At 70.0% G+C, this 15,400-nt stretch carries 19 protein-coding genes and 2 tRNA genes; 10 read left to right on the top strand and 11 right to left on the bottom strand.

All coding sequences use genetic code 11. The features are described 5' to 3' along the window. Positions 1-9 precede the first annotated feature (9 nt). Positions 10-483, bottom strand: coding sequence for a succinate dehydrogenase, hydrophobic membrane anchor protein (gene sdhD, locus M1D56_RS11630; RefSeq protein WP_271173866.1), 474 nt, complete (start codon positions 481-483; stop codon positions 10-12). Then, the gene (gene sdhC, locus M1D56_RS11635; RefSeq protein WP_271173867.1) at positions 483-917 is read right to left on the bottom strand and encodes a succinate dehydrogenase, cytochrome b556 subunit; all 435 of its coding nucleotides are present in this window, start codon (positions 915-917) and stop codon (positions 483-485) included. Before sdhC ends, sdhD begins: the two co-directional genes overlap by 1 nt. 198 nt (positions 918-1,115) lie before the next feature. Here sdhC and M1D56_RS11640 point away from each other — a divergent pair, with 198 nt between their 5' ends. Both M1D56_RS11640 and M1D56_RS11645 read left to right on the top strand, forming a co-directional pair. Then, on the top strand, positions 1,116-2,231 hold the full coding sequence (locus M1D56_RS11640; protein ID WP_271173868.1) for a mannose-1-phosphate guanylyltransferase: 1,116 nt from the start codon (positions 1,116-1,118) through the stop codon (positions 2,229-2,231). 172 nt (positions 2,232-2,403) lie between these two features. Continuing rightward, positions 2,404-3,246 carry an exodeoxyribonuclease III gene (locus M1D56_RS11645; RefSeq protein WP_456283657.1) on the top strand — a complete coding sequence of 281 codons (843 nt, stop codon included), beginning with the start codon at positions 2,404-2,406 and terminating at the stop codon, positions 3,244-3,246. A gap of 61 nt (positions 3,247-3,307) precedes the next feature. Here M1D56_RS11645 and M1D56_RS11650 read toward each other — a convergent pair whose 3' ends face one another. Beyond that, positions 3,308-4,063 (bottom strand): hypothetical protein, encoded by a 756-nt coding sequence (locus M1D56_RS11650; protein WP_456283658.1) that lies wholly within the window; start codon positions 4,061-4,063, stop codon positions 3,308-3,310. Between the two features lie 189 nt (positions 4,064-4,252). Here M1D56_RS11650 and M1D56_RS11655 point away from each other — a divergent pair, with 189 nt between their 5' ends. The 4 genes from M1D56_RS11655 to pstB all read left to right on the top strand — a co-directional run bounded on the left by M1D56_RS11655 (position 4,253) and on the right by pstB (position 8,383). Then, on the top strand, positions 4,253-5,362 hold the full coding sequence (locus M1D56_RS11655; RefSeq protein ID WP_271173871.1) for a phosphate ABC transporter substrate-binding protein PstS: 1,110 nt from the start codon (positions 4,253-4,255) through the stop codon (positions 5,360-5,362). Between the two features lie 138 nt (positions 5,363-5,500). Next, positions 5,501-6,484 (top strand): phosphate ABC transporter permease subunit PstC, encoded by a 984-nt coding sequence (gene pstC, locus M1D56_RS11660; RefSeq protein WP_271173872.1) that lies wholly within the window; start codon positions 5,501-5,503, stop codon positions 6,482-6,484. A 1-nt stretch (position 6,485) separates the two neighbouring features. Continuing rightward, complete coding sequence (gene pstA, locus M1D56_RS11665; protein WP_271173873.1) at positions 6,486-7,568, top strand: phosphate ABC transporter permease PstA; 1,083 nt, start codon at positions 6,486-6,488, stop codon at positions 7,566-7,568. Between the two features lie 35 nt (positions 7,569-7,603). Continuing rightward, positions 7,604-8,383, top strand: a complete 780-nt coding sequence (gene pstB, locus M1D56_RS11670; RefSeq protein ID WP_271173874.1) for a phosphate ABC transporter ATP-binding protein PstB — start codon at positions 7,604-7,606, stop codon at positions 8,381-8,383. Positions 8,384-9,060: 677 nt separating this feature from the next. Here the strand turns inward: pstB and M1D56_RS11675 are convergent. Together M1D56_RS11675 and M1D56_RS11680 are read right to left on the bottom strand one after the other, a co-directional pair. Continuing rightward, the gene (locus M1D56_RS11675; RefSeq protein WP_282979688.1) at positions 9,061-9,690 is read right to left on the bottom strand and encodes a DNA-directed RNA polymerase subunit beta; all 630 of its coding nucleotides are present in this window, start codon (positions 9,688-9,690) and stop codon (positions 9,061-9,063) included. A 74-nt stretch (positions 9,691-9,764) separates the two neighbouring features. After that, positions 9,765-10,154 (bottom strand): hypothetical protein, encoded by a 390-nt coding sequence (locus tag M1D56_RS11680; RefSeq protein WP_271173876.1) that lies wholly within the window; start codon positions 10,152-10,154, stop codon positions 9,765-9,767. Positions 10,155-10,192: 38 nt separating this feature from the next. On the opposite strand from M1D56_RS11680, the gene M1D56_RS11685 reads away from it, so the two are divergent. Beyond that, positions 10,193-10,268 (top strand) — tRNA-Lys (locus M1D56_RS11685). Positions 10,269-10,296: 28 nt separating this feature from the next. Here the strand turns inward: M1D56_RS11685 and M1D56_RS11690 are convergent. Further along, a complete protein-coding gene (locus M1D56_RS11690) occupies positions 10,297-11,166 on the bottom strand; it encodes an SDR family oxidoreductase (RefSeq protein ID WP_421076362.1) in 870 nt (289 codons plus the stop codon). Between the two features lie 119 nt (positions 11,167-11,285). On the opposite strand from M1D56_RS11690, the gene M1D56_RS11695 reads away from it, so the two are divergent. Then, complete coding sequence (locus tag M1D56_RS11695; protein WP_421076361.1) at positions 11,286-12,086, top strand: fructosamine kinase family protein; 801 nt, start codon at positions 11,286-11,288, stop codon at positions 12,084-12,086. A gap of 11 nt (positions 12,087-12,097) precedes the next feature. On the opposite strand, the gene M1D56_RS11700 is transcribed toward M1D56_RS11695, so the two are convergent. Beyond that, positions 12,098-12,610 carry a DUF3841 domain-containing protein gene (locus tag M1D56_RS11700; protein WP_456283659.1) on the bottom strand — a complete coding sequence of 171 codons (513 nt, stop codon included), beginning with the start codon at positions 12,608-12,610 and terminating at the stop codon, positions 12,098-12,100. Between the two features lie 248 nt (positions 12,611-12,858). On the opposite strand from M1D56_RS11700, the gene M1D56_RS11705 reads away from it, so the two are divergent. Then, positions 12,859-13,476 (top strand): GyrI-like domain-containing protein, encoded by a 618-nt coding sequence (locus M1D56_RS11705; protein ID WP_456283660.1) that lies wholly within the window; start codon positions 12,859-12,861, stop codon positions 13,474-13,476. Between the two features lie 3 nt (positions 13,477-13,479). On the opposite strand, the gene M1D56_RS11710 is transcribed toward M1D56_RS11705, so the two are convergent. Further along, positions 13,480-14,052 carry an isochorismatase family protein gene (locus tag M1D56_RS11710; protein WP_421076359.1) on the bottom strand — a complete coding sequence of 191 codons (573 nt, stop codon included), beginning with the start codon at positions 14,050-14,052 and terminating at the stop codon, positions 13,480-13,482. A 31-nt stretch (positions 14,053-14,083) separates the two neighbouring features. Then, positions 14,084-14,524: a MarR family winged helix-turn-helix transcriptional regulator gene (locus M1D56_RS11715; protein ID WP_271173881.1), complete on the bottom strand. Its 441-nt coding sequence runs from the start codon at positions 14,522-14,524 to the stop codon at positions 14,084-14,086. Positions 14,525-14,566: 42 nt separating this feature from the next. Between M1D56_RS11715 and M1D56_RS11720 the strand changes: the two genes are divergently transcribed. Further along, the gene (locus M1D56_RS11720; RefSeq protein WP_271173882.1) at positions 14,567-14,764 is read left to right on the top strand and encodes a hypothetical protein; all 198 of its coding nucleotides are present in this window, start codon (positions 14,567-14,569) and stop codon (positions 14,762-14,764) included. Positions 14,765-14,771: 7 nt separating this feature from the next. On the opposite strand, the gene M1D56_RS11725 is transcribed toward M1D56_RS11720, so the two are convergent. Both M1D56_RS11725 and M1D56_RS11730 read right to left on the bottom strand, forming a co-directional pair. Beyond that, complete coding sequence (locus M1D56_RS11725; protein WP_421076358.1) at positions 14,772-15,170, bottom strand: hypothetical protein; 399 nt, start codon at positions 15,168-15,170, stop codon at positions 14,772-14,774. Between the two features lie 58 nt (positions 15,171-15,228). Continuing rightward, positions 15,229-15,301 (bottom strand) — tRNA-Thr (locus M1D56_RS11730). Positions 15,302-15,400 lie beyond the last annotated feature (99 nt).

The following is a 15,400-nucleotide window of genomic DNA, read 5'->3' on the forward strand; positions in this document are numbered from 1 at the left end:
CAATCCCTGTCAGTTGGCCGCAGCCTGGCAGACCTCGAACAGCGCGCTGTCGGGGTTCTCGAACGCGCCGAACACGCCGGCGCACGGGTCGAAGGTGAACACCACGAGCGTGCCGAGCACGATCATGAGCGCGGCGACGATGCCGATGACCCACACGAGCGCGGTGCGCACGGTCTTGCCCTGCACGTAGTCGTTGACGATCGTGCGCATGCCGTTCGCGCCGTGGATGAACGCGAGCCAGAGCATGAGCACGTCCCACCACTGCCAGAACGGCGACGCGAACTTGCCCGCGACGAACGCGAAGTTCAGCGCGTGGACGCCGCCTTCCGGCAGCACGAGGTTCACGAGCAGGTGGCCGAAGATGAGCACGACGAGCAGGACGCCCGACACGCGCATGTAGAGCCATCCCCACTTCTCGAGGTTGACACCGCGGCTGGCGGGCCGCTGCGGGGAGCGGGGTGCGGCGAGGTCTGCGGCGGTCATCAGTGTCCTCCTCCGAAGTCGCCGAACACGTTCATGAGCTGACGCGGGACGAAGCCGGCCATGACCACGGCCCAGACGCCGAGGACTCCCCAGAAGAGCTGGCGCTGGTACTTCGCGCCCTTCGACCAGAAGTCGACGAGGATGATGCGCAGCCCGTTGAACGCGTGGAACGCGATCGCGCCGACGAGCGCGATCTCGCCGATGCCCATGATCGGGTGCTGGTACGTGCCGATCACCGCGTTGTACGCCTCCGGCGAGACGCGGATGAGCGCGGTGTCGAGCACGTGCACGAGAAGGAAGAAGAAGATGGCGATGCCGGTGATGCGGTGCAGCACCCACGACCACATGCCCTCGCGGCCGCGGTACAGGGTGCCCCTCGGTGTTCTCGACGTCGTCTCCGACACCCGGGGCGTCGGTCGCGCGGTAGCGGACAAGATCGTCCTCCTGCTCTCAGGGCCTGCGAGGCGGCTCGTGGACCTGCCGCCGATCGCCCTTCAGGCTACTCCCAGGGGCGCCGAAGCGGCCATTGAGGATCGCCTAACTATCTCGACGTCGAGAGGTCAGGGCACCCTTACTCCGCGTGATTCCGCGCTTCCCGGGGTTCGGAGGCGACGCCTTGTAGCCTGGTGCTCATGCCAGAACCGATCAAGGACTTCTTCGCCGTCATCCCCGCAGGCGGGGTGGGCTCGAGGCTGTGGCCGCTGTCCCGCGCGGAGACGCCCAAGTTCCTCCACGATCTGACCGGTTCCGGCCGCTCGCTGCTCCAGGAGACATGGGATCGGCTCCTGCCGCTGGCCGACCGCGAGCACATCGCCGTGGTGACCGGGCGCGCGCACGGCCCGAAGGTCGAGAACACGCTCCCCGACATGCCGGAGCACAACGTCTTCGTGGAAGCCGACCCGCGCGAGTCGGCCGCCGCGATCGGCCTGGCCGCGGCCATCCTGCACCGCCGCAATCCCGACGTCATCATCGGCTCGTTCGCGGCCGACCACGTCATCAAGCGGCAGCGGGTGTTCGAGTTCACGGTGCGCCAGGCGGTCGCCGTGGCGCGCGAGGGCTACATCTGCACGATCGGCATCCAGCCGTCCGAGCCCGCCGTGGGCTTCGGGTACATCAAGACCGGCGGCGAGCTCGTCATCGACGACGCGCCGCTGGCCGCCATGGTCGACGCCTTCGTCGAGAAGCCCGACCTCGAGACCGCCCGCCGCTACTACGCCGACCGCTCGTTCCTCTGGAACGCCGGCATGTTCATCTCGCGCGCCGACGTCATCCTCGACGAGCTCAAGGCGAACGAGCCCGAGCTGCACGCGGGCCTCGTCGAGATCGCGGATGCGTGGGATGACCCCGCGCGCAAGGACGAGACCGTCGCACGCGTCTGGCCGACCCTCAAGAAGATCGCGATCGACTACGCCGTCGCGGAGCCCGCGGCCGCGAAGGGGCGCCTCGCCGTCGTCCCCGGCCAGTTCGACTGGGATGACGTCGGCGACTTCGCGAGCCTGTCGAACCTCATCTCCGACGGCGACGGCGAGCGGATGAGCGTGCTCGGGCCGAACGACAAGGTGATCGTCGACGAGTCCACGGGTCTCATCGTGTCGCAGACCAACCGCGTGATCGCGGTCATCGGCGTCGAGAACCTCATCGTCGTCGACACCGACGACGCCCTTCTCGTCACGACGAACGAGCACGCGCAGCGCGTCAAGGGCGTCGTCGGCCGCCTGCATGAGGGCGGCCGCGACAGCGTCCTCTAGAGCCGCCCCCGGACGTTGAGCGAGCGCCAGCGAGTCGACACTCAGCGAGCGCAGCGAGCCGCCCCCGGTCGTTGAGCGAGCGCCAGCGAGTCGAAACGCAGCGAGCCGCCCCCGGTCGTTGAGCGAGCGCCAGCGAGTCGAAACGTCCGACCCCCTCGGTAGGGTCGAGATCATGTCTCGAACGATCCGCGTCGCCACAGTCAACGTCAACGGAATCCGCGCAGCCGCCCGCAAGGGGATGGCCGGATGGCTGGATGCTGCCGACGTCGACATCCTCACACTGCAGGAGGTGCGCGGCGAGCGCGAGCACCTCGACGCGGCGCTGCCCGGATGGCACATCCTCGAGGACAAGGCCCTCCAGAAGGGGCGCGCGGGCGTCGCGATCGCGAGCCGCCTCGAGCCGACGGCGTCGAGCATCGCCCTGGGCGACGACGCGCTCGAGTCGAACGGGCGCTGGCTCGAGGCCGACTTAGAGGTGGAGGGTCACAAGCTCACGGTGGTCAGCGCGTACGTGTTCACGGGCGAGGCCGACACTCCCAAGCAGGAGCAGAAGTGGGCATTCCTCGACGCGATGGACCTCCGGCTTCCCGAGCTCGCCGCCGACGGCGCGCTCGCGGTCGTGACGGGCGACCTCAACGTCGGCCACCGCGAGCTCGACATCAAGAACTGGAAGGGCAACCTCAAGAAGGCGGGCTTCCTGCCGCGTGAGCGCGCCTACTTCGACCGCTGGCTCGGCGCCGAGGGCGAGACCGTCGACTGCGCGGACGGCACGACCGGCACGGGCCTCGGCTGGGTCGACATCGGGCGCCGCTTCCACGGCGAGGTGCCGGGCCCCTACACCTGGTGGTCGCAGCGCGGTCAGGCGTTCGACAACGACGCCGGATGGCGCATCGACTACCAGCTCGCGACGCCGCCGCTCGCGGAGCGCGTCAGCACGTACCGCGTCGATCGTCACGCGTCGTACGCCGAGCGCTGGACGGATCACGCCCCGGTCGTCGTGGACTACGCGTTCTGACCGCTCACGCAGAGGGCGCCTCGGATTCCGAGGCGCCCTCTGCGTGTCTCCGCCTCGTGGCTCAGCGGCGCAGGAGATCGATCAGCGCGGCCTTCGTCAGGCGCGAGTAGCCCGAGAGGCCCGCCTCCCGAGCACGAGCCCGCAGGGCCGGGACCGTGAGGCCGGCCAGCTCGTCCGACGCGGGCTCCGGTGCGGCGGAACGGCGCGCACGCCGTGGAGCGGGAGCGGCGGGCGCCGCGGCGATCTCCTCCACGATCCGCTCGATCGGCGCGATCGCCGGCGGTCGCACGACCGTGCGCTTGGCCGCGTCCGCTGCGCGCTTCTCCTTCTCGGTCGCCTTCCTGCGGTCGCCCTTCGCGCCATCCGCGCGCTTCGCGTCCTTCTTCTTCGCGTCGTTCTTCTTCGCGTCCTTCTTCGCGGCGGGCTTCGCGTCCTTCTTCTTCGCCGCGTCCTTCTTCGCCGCGGGCTTCGCGTCCTTCTTCGCGGCAGGCTTCGCGGCGGGCTTCGCGGTGTCCTTCTTCTTCGGCACGGGCTTCTCCGCCGCCGCCTTCTCCTCGGCCTTCCGGACCGCGGCCTCGGTGGCGGAGCGCAGCGCCGCTGCGGCCTCCTCGGCCAGGCGCGCCGTGCGCTTGGGCGCCTTCGAAGCGCTCTTGGCCGAGGTCCCGGCGATCTCGGCCGCATCGGCGATGAGGGGCTCGAGGCGCTGCGCGGCCTTCTTCGGGAGCCGCTTCGCGGCCTTCTTCGCGGTCGAGACCGCCTTCGCGGCCTCCTGGAGGGCCTTGTGCGCTGCGCGTTCGCGCTCGGGTGTCTTCGCCATCCCTGCATGGTAGAGCTCCGCGCGAGGTGGCGCCGCTCAGGCCGTCGGCCGTCCTCGGCATTCGTCCAGGCGCGTTCACCGTCCGTTCACCTGCGCACCGCAGTCTCTTCACCGGGCACTCCTAGCGTCACGACGTGCCCTGCGACCCGGCGGGGCTGTCCCTGACACTGAACCGAATGAGGATTCACAGTGAAGATCACTCGTCTTTCGAGCCTGGCGGCCGTGGGCGCCATCGCCGCCCTCACTCTCGCGGGCTGCGCCGCGAACGAGGGTGGAGCCACCCCCGAGACGGAGGGCAGCACCGGCGGCGACAGCGCGCTCAGCGGCACGATCGACGCGACGGGCGCCTCGTCGCAGACCGCCGCGCAGGAGGCCTGGGTCGCCGCGTTCCAGACCGCCAACCCCGACGTCACCGTGAACTACGAGCCCACGGGCTCGGGCACGGGTCGTGAGAACTTCCTCTCCGGCGCGAGCGCCTTCATCGGCTCCGACCGCGCGTTCGACGACGACGAGGTCGCCGCAGGCGGCTTCGGCGCCTGCATGACCGACGACATCGTCGAGGTGCCGCTCTACATCTCGCCGGTCGCCGTCGCCTTCAACCTCGAGGGCATCGACACGCTCAACCTCGACGCCGCGACGATCGCCGGCATCTTCAAGGGCGAGATCACGAACTGGAACGACGACGCGATCGCCGCGACGAACCCCGACGTCGAGCTGCCCGACCTCGCGATCACGCCCGTTCACCGCTCCGACCCCTCGGGCACGCAGGAGACCTTCACGACGTACCTCCAGGCGACCGCTCCGGACGTGTGGACCGACGAGCCCTCGGACGAGTGGCCGCTCGAGGGCGGCGAGGCCGCACAGGGCACGTCCGGCGTGATCCAGGCGATCAGCGGCGGCAACGGCACGATCGGCTTCGCCGACGCCTCGCAGGTCGGCGACCTCGGCCAGGTCCACGTCGAGGTCGACGGCGAGTTCGTCGCCTACTCGGCGGAGGCCGCCTCGCTCCTCGTCGAGAACTCGCCGCTGGTCGAGGGCCGCGGCGAGGCCGACCTGGTCTTCGACGTCGACCCGGCTTCGGCCACCGACGGCGCGTACCCGATCGCTCTCGTGAGCTACCTCATCGCCTGCGAGCAGTACGAGGACAAGGAGCAGGCCGCTCTCATCAAGGCGTACCTCGAGTACATCGCGAGCGCCGAGGGCCAGGAGGCCGCTGCCGAGAACGCGGGCAGCGCGCCGATCTCCGACGGCCTCCGCGAGCAGGTGCTCGCGGCCATCGACCTCATCCAGGTCGACTGACACAACCTCACGGCGGACAGCTGAGCGACGGTGCCCTCGCGCCCTTGTCCGAGGAAGGATTCCTCGGCAGGATGCGAGGGCACTGTCGCGAAGCCCCGCAGACGACGACCCCCACGATGACCCGAGGACTGGGAGCACATGAGCATCTCTGAGAAGACGGCGGAGGAAGCGCCGCCGGCAGCGCCCGCGCCGGGCGAGCCCATCAAGGCGAAGCAGCGGCTCGGAGACCGGATCTTCTCCGGCACGGCCCTCGGCGCCGGACTGATCATCCTCATCGTGCTCGCCGCGGTCGCGCTCTTCCTGATCGTCCAGAGCATCCCCGCCTTCGAGGCGGACACCACCGACAACCACATGCTGCGCGGCCAGTCGTTCTGGTCCTACGTGTGGCCTCTGATCTTCGGCACCGTCTGGTCGTCGCTGATCGCGCTCATCGTGGCCGCGCCGATCGCCATCGGCATCGCGCTCTTCATCTCGCACTACGCGCCTCGACGACTGGCCGCCGTCCTCGGCTACATCATCGACCTCCTGGCCGCGGTGCCCTCCGTGGTCTTCGGTCTGTGGGGCGGCCTCGTCTTCGCGCCCATGCTCGTCGGCCTCTTCGCGTGGCTCAACGAGAACCTCGGCTGGATCCCGCTCTTCTCGGGCCAGGTGTCCCCGACGGGGCGCACCATCCTCACCGCCTCCCTCGTGCTCGCCGTGATGATCATCCCGATCATGACCGCCATCTCGCGCGAGGTGTTCTTGCAGACGCCGAAGCTCCACGAGGAGGCCGCCCTCGCGCTGGGCGCCACCCGCTGGGAGATGGTGCGGATGGCCGTGCTCCCCTTCGCGCGCGGCGGCATGGTGTCGGCGGCGATGCTCGGTCTGGGGCGCGCCCTCGGCGAGACGATGGCCGTGACGATGGTCCTGTCGGCCTCCGGCGCCATCACGTTCGAGCTGCTCACCTCGACGAACCCGACCCCCATCCCGGCGAACATCGCCCTCCGCTTCCCGGAGGCGCACGACTCGGGCGTCAACACGCTCATCGCGACGGGCCTCATCCTCTTCATCGTGACCTTCGCGGTCAACGCGTTCGCGCGCTGGATCGTCGCGCGCCGCGCCGAGTTCTCGGGAGCCAACTGACATGGCCGCCATCGCCGCCCCCGCGCAGAGCGCGCGCCTGACCTCCGGACGCCTGCCGGGCTGGGCCCCGTGGGCCCTGCTCGTCGGCTGCTTCGTCGCCTCCTCCATCGTCTTCGGCATCATCGCCGCCGGTGGCGAGCTGGCCGACTTCAATATCGCCGGCGCGCTCATCGTCGGCATGATCCTCTACATCCTGCTGATCGCGGTCACGTCGTCGATCGCCGAGAGCAGCCGCAAGGCCGTCGACCGGGTGATGACGGCGCTCGTCTCGACCGCGTTCGTGATCGCGCTCCTCCCCCTGGTCTCGCTCCTCTGGACGGTCGTCGTCAACGGCATCCAGCGCTTCGACGCCGAGTTCTTCTCGTACTCGATGCGCAACATCGTCGGCGAGGGCGGCGGCATCGTGCACGCCATCTGGGGCACGGTCCTCATCACGCTCATGGCGACCCTGATCGCGGTGCCGATCGGCCTGATGACCTCGATCTACCTCGTCGAGTACGGCCGCGGCAAGCTCGCGCGGGCGATCACCTTCTTCGTCGACGTCATGACGGGCATCCCGTCGATCGTCGCCGGTCTGTTCATCTACTCCGTGTTCGCGCTCTTCATCCGCCCGGGCATCTCGATGGGCTTCATGGGCGCGCTCGCCCTCGCGGTTCTGATGATCCCGGTGGTCGTCCGCGGAAGCGAGGAGCTCCTCCGCATCGTCCCGAACGAGCTGCGCGAGGCCTCGTACGCGCTGGGCGTTCCGAAGTGGCTCACGATCGTGAAGGTCGTCCTCCCCACGTCGATCGCCGGCATCACGACGACGATCATGCTCGCGATCGCGCGCGTCATCGGCGAGACCGCACCGCTCCTCCTCACGGCGGGGTACACGCTCAGCCTCAACACCAACCTGTTCGACGGGCAGATGATGACGCTGCCGGTGTTCGCGTACAACCAGTACATGAACCAGGGCACGAGCCCCGACGCCGCGGTCGCGCGCGCGTGGGCGGCCGCCCTCACCCTCATCCTCATCGTCATGCTGCTCAACCTCGTCGCGCGCCTCATCGCGAAGGTCTTCGCCCCGAAGACCGCGGGCCGCTGAGCCGAGACTTCTCCGACCACAACGAAGGAACCCCCGTGTCCAAGAGCATCGAAGTCAACGACCTCAACGTCTACTACGGCGACTTCCTCGCCGTCGAGGGCGTCTCGATCGACATCCAGCCCCGCACCGTGACGGCGTTCATCGGCCCGTCGGGCTGCGGCAAGTCCACCTTCCTCCGCACGCTCAACCGCATGCACGAGGTCATCCCTGGTGCGTCCGTCAAGGGCCAGGTGCTCGTCGACGGCCAGGACCTCTACGGCCCGGGCGTCGACCCCGTGCTCGTCCGCCGCCAGGTCGGCATGGTCTTCCAGCGCCCGAACCCCTTCCCCACGATGTCGATCCGCGAGAACGTGCTCGCGGGCGTGAAGCTCAACAACAAGCGCATCTCGAAGAGCGACGCCGACGCCCTCGTCGAGAAGTCGCTCACGGGCGCGAACCTCTGGAACGAGGTCAAGGACCGGCTCGACAAGCCCGGGTCGGGCCTCTCGGGCGGCCAGCAGCAGCGTCTGTGCATCGCGCGCGCCATCGCGGTCTCGCCCGACATCATCCTCATGGACGAGCCCTGCTCGGCCCTCGACCCGATCTCGACCTTCGCGATCGAGGAGCTCATCAGCGAGCTGAAGAACGACTACACGGTCGTCATCGTCACGCACAACATGCAGCAGGCGTCGCGCGTGAGCGACAAGACCGCGTTCTTCAACATCGCGGGCACCGGCAAGCCCGGCAAGCTCATCGAGTACGACGACACCACGAAGATCTTCACGACGCCCCAGGTGCAGGCGACGGAGGACTACGTCTCGGGTCGCTTCGGCTGAACCGCCCCGTGCCCGAAGGGCCGGTCTCGCTTCCGCGGGGCCGGCCCTTCTGCATGGCGGGCGGATGGCGGCGGGCCGCTCTGCGCGCACACCGCCCGGCACGCCCGCGCCGGCCCCGCCTGCAGCGTGTGGCTGGCCCGTGCGCGGAATCGGACTCCTGGGGCTGGTGTGCGCGTGTCCGCCCCAGCAGACACCATCCGCCCCACCGATCCGAATCCGGAGACGCCCTCGCCCCGGCCGCCCGTGCGCGGAATCGGACCCGTGGGGCTGGTGTGCGCGTGTCCACCACAACCGACACCATCCGCCCCACCGATCCGAATCGGGAGACGCCCTCGCCCCGCCGCCCGTGCGCGGAATCGGACGCCTGGGGCTGGTGCGCGCGTGTCCGCCCCAGCAGACACCATCCGCCCCACCGATCCGAATCGGCGCACACCCCGGCGGCAGGATGGCCGGTGCAAGCCGGGCAGGGAACGTCGCAGCAGGGCCCCGGCAGGCCCAGCCAGCCCGGCACGCCCGAGCGTCGCCGCGTGCTGAATGCCCCATGGGAATACCCGACAGGGGGTGCCCGTTAGACTGTGATGGCCGGGCCGCAGTAACCCCGGGCTCCAAATTCTGCCGCTGCGAGCGGCCTTCCGCCGAGAGGCGTTTTCTGCGGCTCGGCCCTTTTCATGCCCCGGTCACTCGAGGGCATCCCGACGCCACAGGCGCGCCGCCGTCGCGAGATCGGCGGCGAAGGCCGACAGGCGCAGTGCCCGCGTCGTGAGGGCGGATGACCGCTCCGGCTCGGTCGGCTCGTAGTCGTCGGCGAGGTGCGTCGCTCCGGACGCGACAACGCGGCAGTACGCTGCCGTGCGATCGAGCGCGACGGCGTAATCGCCCGTGAAGGCGCCGTGCAGGATGGTGTCGATGAGGCGCACGAGCTCCTGCGGCCCCGCCGGCGTCGGCGCCCCGGCGATCACCGGATCGGCCGAGTGCAGCTCGACCCTTCCGCGCTCGTACAGCAGCGATGCCGTGTGCGGGTCGTCGTGGATCGAGAGCTGGACGAGGTAGAGGCGCCAGAGCGAGCCGGGCAGCGAGCGCGCGGGCGACTGCGACCACAGCTCGGCGATGTCGTCGATGCCGTGGTGCGCGGTGAACGAGATCAGCCGCTCGACGACATCCGCGTCGGCCTCGTCGCGCACGCGCGAGAGCAGCGCGACGGCCGTCGCGTGCGCCGCGCGCGAGACCTCGGCCGGGTCGCTCCCCGCGAACAGCCGGTCGAACATCTCCGAGGGCCGGCGCACCGGCTTGCTGAACTCCGCACTCATCCCGAAAAGGCTACGCCCGGGTCGCGCCCCGGTCTCCGGGGCGACGCACATGCCGGACGGATAGGCTTCCCCCGTCAGCGCGGCGCGGAGTAGCGCGCGGCGATCTCCTGCAGGAACGCCCCGCCGAGGCGCTCGACGTCGTCGAAGGTGAGCGTGAGATGCTCGCCGATCGCGTTGCCGAGCACGGCGCGCGAGCGGTCGTAGACGATCGGCGGATGCTCGCGCAGCACGCCGTCCGACATGATCGCCTCGACGACGAGCGAGACCTCGGTGAGCGGGTTGGTGTCCTCGCCGGCGACGCTGCGCAGCCGGTGCACGAACCAGCGGTCGAGCGCGAGGAGGATGCCCTCCGACGCGCGGCGCTCGCCGATCGTGTGGACGTCGCGGGCGGCCTGGAGCGTCTCCTCGAACCACTCGCGCGCGTACGCCTGCTCTTCGTCGGTGAAGGTGCGTCTGTCGAGCATGGCCCGAAGCTACCACCGGGTCCGCGTAAAGTGGTCTCGGGCCTATAGCTCAGTCGGTAGAGCAGCGGACTTTTAATCCGTAGGTCGAGGGTTCGAGCCCCTCTGGGCCCACCAGACGTCGCCTCGCGACGCCGCGCTCGGCTCACCCGAGCGAGAATCCGCCGTCGCTCGTGAGCACCTGCCCGACGATCCACGCCCCCTCGTCGGTGGCGAGCCATCCGATGAGGTGCGCGGGATCATCCGGCCGCCCGAAGCGGCCGAACGCGGTGCGCGCGAGCGCCTCCTCGATGCCGCTCAGGTCGCGGTCCGTCGAGTCGGCGTCGAGGTACCCCGTGTTCACAGGCCCCGGGTTGACCGTGTTCAGCACGATCCCCACGTCGAGGAGCTCGGCCGCGGCCGTCGCCGTGATTCCCGCGAGCGCGGCCTTGCTCGTCGCGTACGCCACCTCACCGCGCATGGCGCCGTGGATCTGGCCCGAGGTCATCCAGAACACCCGCCCGGTCGGCTCCGGGAAGGGGCCCCGCCGACCCACGTGGTCGCCCGGGCGCAGCGCGGCGTCCGGCGTCACACCCGAGATGCGACGTGCGTACTCGGCGGTGAGCAGCAGCACCGAGCGCGCGTTCGCCTGCCAGTGCTCGTCGAGGCGCTCCGCGGTCATGTCGAGCAGGCTCCCGTCGCCGCCGCTGCGCGCGTGATTGCAGACGAGGATGTCGACACCGCCGGTGAGCGCGAAGGCGTCGTCGAGCAGGGCAGGGATCTCCGCGGGGTCGCGCAGGTCGGCTGCGCGGTCGCCGAGGCGCGCGCCCGGAGCGAGATGGCCGCGCAGCTGCTCCGTGAGCGCCTCGATGTCGTCCCCTCCCCAGGGCTGGTCGACGTCGTGCGCGCGGAAGTGGTGGATGAAGACGCTCGCGCCGAGTGCGGCGAGACGCGCGGCGACGGCGAATCCGATGCCGCGTCGTCGCGAGACGCCGGTGACGAGGGCGGTCTTGCCGGACAGAGGGAGTGCAGGCATGCAGGAGGTCCTTCCGAGATGCGCAGACGCGCGAGATCAGGGGGCGGAAGCGGCTCACCGGCATTGCATGACGCCCATGCTAGTCGGACCGCAGCCCGCGACGGCTACCCTCGTCCTCGATGGGCGACACGTTCACGAAGACACGACGCGACGGCGACGACCTGCTCGGTGAGGCGGCCGGACTCCGATGGCTCGCGGAGGCGGATGGCGGTGCGCGCGTCGCGCGGGTCGTCTCCGCCGACCGCGATCGACTCGTCCTCGAGCGGATCGACGAGGCCGCGCCGTCGGCGGAGGCGGCGCGCGCATTCGGCCGCGCGCTTGCCCGCACCCACGCGGCGGGCGCGGCCTGGTGGGGCTGCCCTCCCCCGGAGCACTCGGGCGCGCGGAGCATGGGCCGGTCGCGCACTCCGCTCGTCGTGGACGCCGCAGAAGCGGCGGACACGTGGGGCGCCTTCTACGCCGAGCACCGGGTGGAGGTGTTCGCCCGGCGCCTGCGCGACGACGGCGTCATCGACGAAGACGACGCCGCGGTGTTCCACCGGCTCGCATCCCGGTTGCGAGACGGCGCCCTCGACCATCCGCAGCCCGCGCTCGTGCACGCAGCGGGCCATGCGGTCGCACGCGTCCACGGCGACATGTGGGCGGGGAACGTCCTCTACGTCGACGACCCGTCGGGCGCCGCGCTCATCGACCCCATGGCGCACGGCGGCCATGCCGAGACCGACCTCGCGACGCTCTCGGTCTTCGGCTTCCCGCATCTCGAGGACGTGTACGCGGGCTACGACAGCGCCTCCCCGCTCACGGACGGATGGCGCGAGCGCATCGGGCTGCATCAGCTCGGGATCGTCATCATGCATGCGCACCTCTTCCGCGGCGGCTACACGTCATCCGCGCTGCGACTGGCCCGCACGTACGTCTGAGGCCGCCGTGTTCAGAGGATCCGGCTCGCTCGGATGACATCCTCCGCCTTCAACTCCCGCATCGTCGCCTGGAGCGCTCGACGCGGATCCCAGGTGTCCGGATCGAAGATGGCCTCCCAAGACCGCTCCGCCTCCGCGCGCAGTTCTGCCGGCCACTGATGAAAGGGCGCCCGTTCCGACGCGCCGAGCCGCGAAGCGATGTCGCGGTCGAGAGCATCGGCTCTTCTCTCCCAGTCGTCCTCGCTCTCATTCGTGAAGCGAGGCACGTGCAGCCACCCGTTCAGCGCCGCATGCCAGCCGTCGAAGTCGCTCACCAGCGCCTGTTCGCGCGCCACCGTGACGGTCAGCAGCACCTCCCCGTGCGCCCGACGCGCGCAGCTCCTCAACAAGCGGCGGGTCGGGTTCACCCAGAACCACACGAGACCGTCCGGCCCGGCCGGGACGCGCCGCTCCATCTGACCGCGCATCCAGGCGTAGGCGTCCTGGAACTCCGGAAAGCCACGCGAAAAGTCCCCGACGAGCACGCCATCCCTCACGAGAGCGTCGTACGCCTCCCGCGTCTGCACGGTATGAAGTGTCACGAGATCTCCGCCGAGGTCCGTTCGGAGCTGGAACGGCGGCACCAGATACCACGGACATGCCCGGAGGCGCGCCCATGGTCGGAGGCCCGCGTCACCAGGTCTCCGCCCACTCGCTCTCACGAAGCCGATCCTGCCCGGCACCACCGACACGGCCCGCACGTACGTCTGAGGCCGCCGGTACGCTGGCCGTCATGGCGGACAAGATCGACCTCCGGAAGACCCTCGACGCCTACCGCGCGCGGCAGGGCGAGTTCCGCATCGTCGATCTCGAGCCCGCGCGATACCTCATGGTCGACGGGCACGGCGATCCGAACACCTCCCCCGCGTTCGCGGAGGCGATCGAGACCCTGTACCCCGTCGCCTACGCGCTGAAGTTCGCCAGCAAGCAGGAGCTCGAACGCGACTACGTCGTCCCGCCGCTCGAGGGCCTCTGGAGCGCCGACGACATGGCGAGCTTCACGACCGCCCGCGACAAGTCCGCGTGGAACTGGACCCTGGTCATCCGCACGCCCGACTGGATCGACGCCGGCCTCGTCGACGCCGCCATCGGGAAGGCGGCGGCGAAGAACCCGCCCCGACTCGCGGAGCTGCGCTGGGAGCTGCTCGACGAGGGGCGGGCCGTCCAGACGCTGCATGTGGGCTCCTTCGACGACGAAGGGCCCGTCCTCGAGCGGATGCACGATGCGTTCATCCCGCAGCACGGCCTGCGGATGACCGGCCACCACCACGAGATCTATCTCAGCGACTTCCGCAGGGTCCCGCCCGAGCGACGGCGGACCATCCTGCGGCAGCCCGTGGCGGCCGCCTGAGATTCAGACGATCTCGGCTCCCGCGTGCGCGAGTTCGGCGAGCGCCGCCTCCGACGACTCGGCGCCGACCCCCGCGACGAGCTCAGTGAGGACGCGGACGTGCTGGCCGTGCGCGATCGCGTCGAGCGCGGACGCACGGACGCAGTGATCGGTCGCGATGCCGACGACGTCGACGGCCTCGATCCCGCGCGCATCGAGGATGCGGCCGACGGTCTCGCCGTCATCCGTCTGACCCTCGAACATGGAGTAGGCGGGGCGTCCCTGACCCTTCTTCACATGGTGTGTGACCGAGGCAGTGTCGAACCCGGGATCGTAGTCGGCCCCTGGCGTGCCCGCGACGCAGTGCACGGGCCACGTGTCGACGAAATCGGGATCGGCATCCACGGCGAAATGCCCGCCGTTGTCGCCATCGGCATCGTGCCAGTCGCGCGAGGCGATGATCGCCGCGTACTCCCCCGCATGCTCGGCGAGGTGCCGCGTGATCCCCTCGGCCACGGCGTCGCCGCCCGCGACCGCGAGCGCACCGCCCTCGGTGAAGTCGTTCTGCACGTCGACGATGAGAAGCGCCCTGCTCATGGTCCGAGCGTACGCCTCCCCCGGGTCGACGTCAGGCGTCCAGGTTCCCCGAGAAGGGCGCGAGCGAATCCCGAATGCTCGCGAGCTGCGCCGCGTCGAGGCCGACGCGCGCCATGATCTGCTCGGGAACGGCGAGCGCCTGCTCGCGCAGGGCGGCGCCCTCCTCCGTGAGCCCGATCGCGAGCCGCCGCTCGTCATCCGGTCGGCGCTCGCGACGGACAAGACCCTGGGCCTCGAGACGCTTCACGAGGGGCGACGCGGTCGCGGGCTCGAGCGCGAGCTCCGCGGACAGCTCACGGAGCGTGCGCGGGGCCTTCTCCCACAGGGCGAGCATCACGAGGTACTGCGGATGCGTCAGCCCGAGGGGCTCGAGCACGGGCCGGTAGATCGACACGACGTTGCGCGCGGCCGTCACGATCGCGAAGCACAGTTGGTTCTCGAGCTTCAGCAGGTCCTCGCGATGGTCCGTCACCCGACTACCCTATCGAGGTCTATTCGTTAGTACACTAATTACATGCACGCGCGCGTCGAGCGAACACCCCTCCGCACCCGCATCCGTGAGGCGGGTGGCTTCTACCAGTGGTTCAACACCACCCTGATCAGCCTGGCCGGCCCCGCGCAGGTGGGTGAGGGAAAGGGCACGCCCTGTCATCGCTGCGGCGCGCACAAGGTCGACCACGCCCTCGTGGACGGCGAGCTGCGCTGCCCCTGAGCGCGGCTCAGCGCATCGCCACGAGGATCAGCTGCACGATCGTCGACACGACCCCGAGGCCCCCGAACGCGATCGCGCCCCAGCCGAGGAATCGGGGCAGCGGCGAGTGCTGGTGGAGTCGCACGGATCCCGGGCGCTGCGGATTCGTGAAGACGTCGACCTCGTCGGCATCGCCGGCGGCCGCGCGCAGCTCGGGCGTGAGCGGCGCCTCCCCGACTGCGTGACCCACCGTGAACCAGCGCAGGATCGGCGGCTCCTGCTCCGACAGCACGAACGCGCGAACGGGGACCCACGTGCCGTCCGCGAGGCGCGCGATGATCGCGATGAGACCGAGGACGAGCGCCGCACCGAAGCCGATCCACGAGAAGATCTCGGTGATCGCTCCGATCACGTGGCTCGCGTCCATGGGGCTCCGTCGGTATGGCAGAAGGCGCGCTCCGGATGGAGCGCGCCTTCTGTATCGGAGCCACCTGTCGGAATCGAACCGACGACCTATTCATTACGAGTGAATCGCTCTGCCGACTGAGCTAAGGTGGCGATCTCGCGCCGCCCGAGCGGCACGAGAATCAAGCATACCGGGTCGGAGCCCGTGCTGCGAACCGACGGCGTCGGCCGGGCGTTTCGCGTCAGAGCAGT

The organism is Microbacterium sp. JZ101 (genome assembly GCF_053903175.1).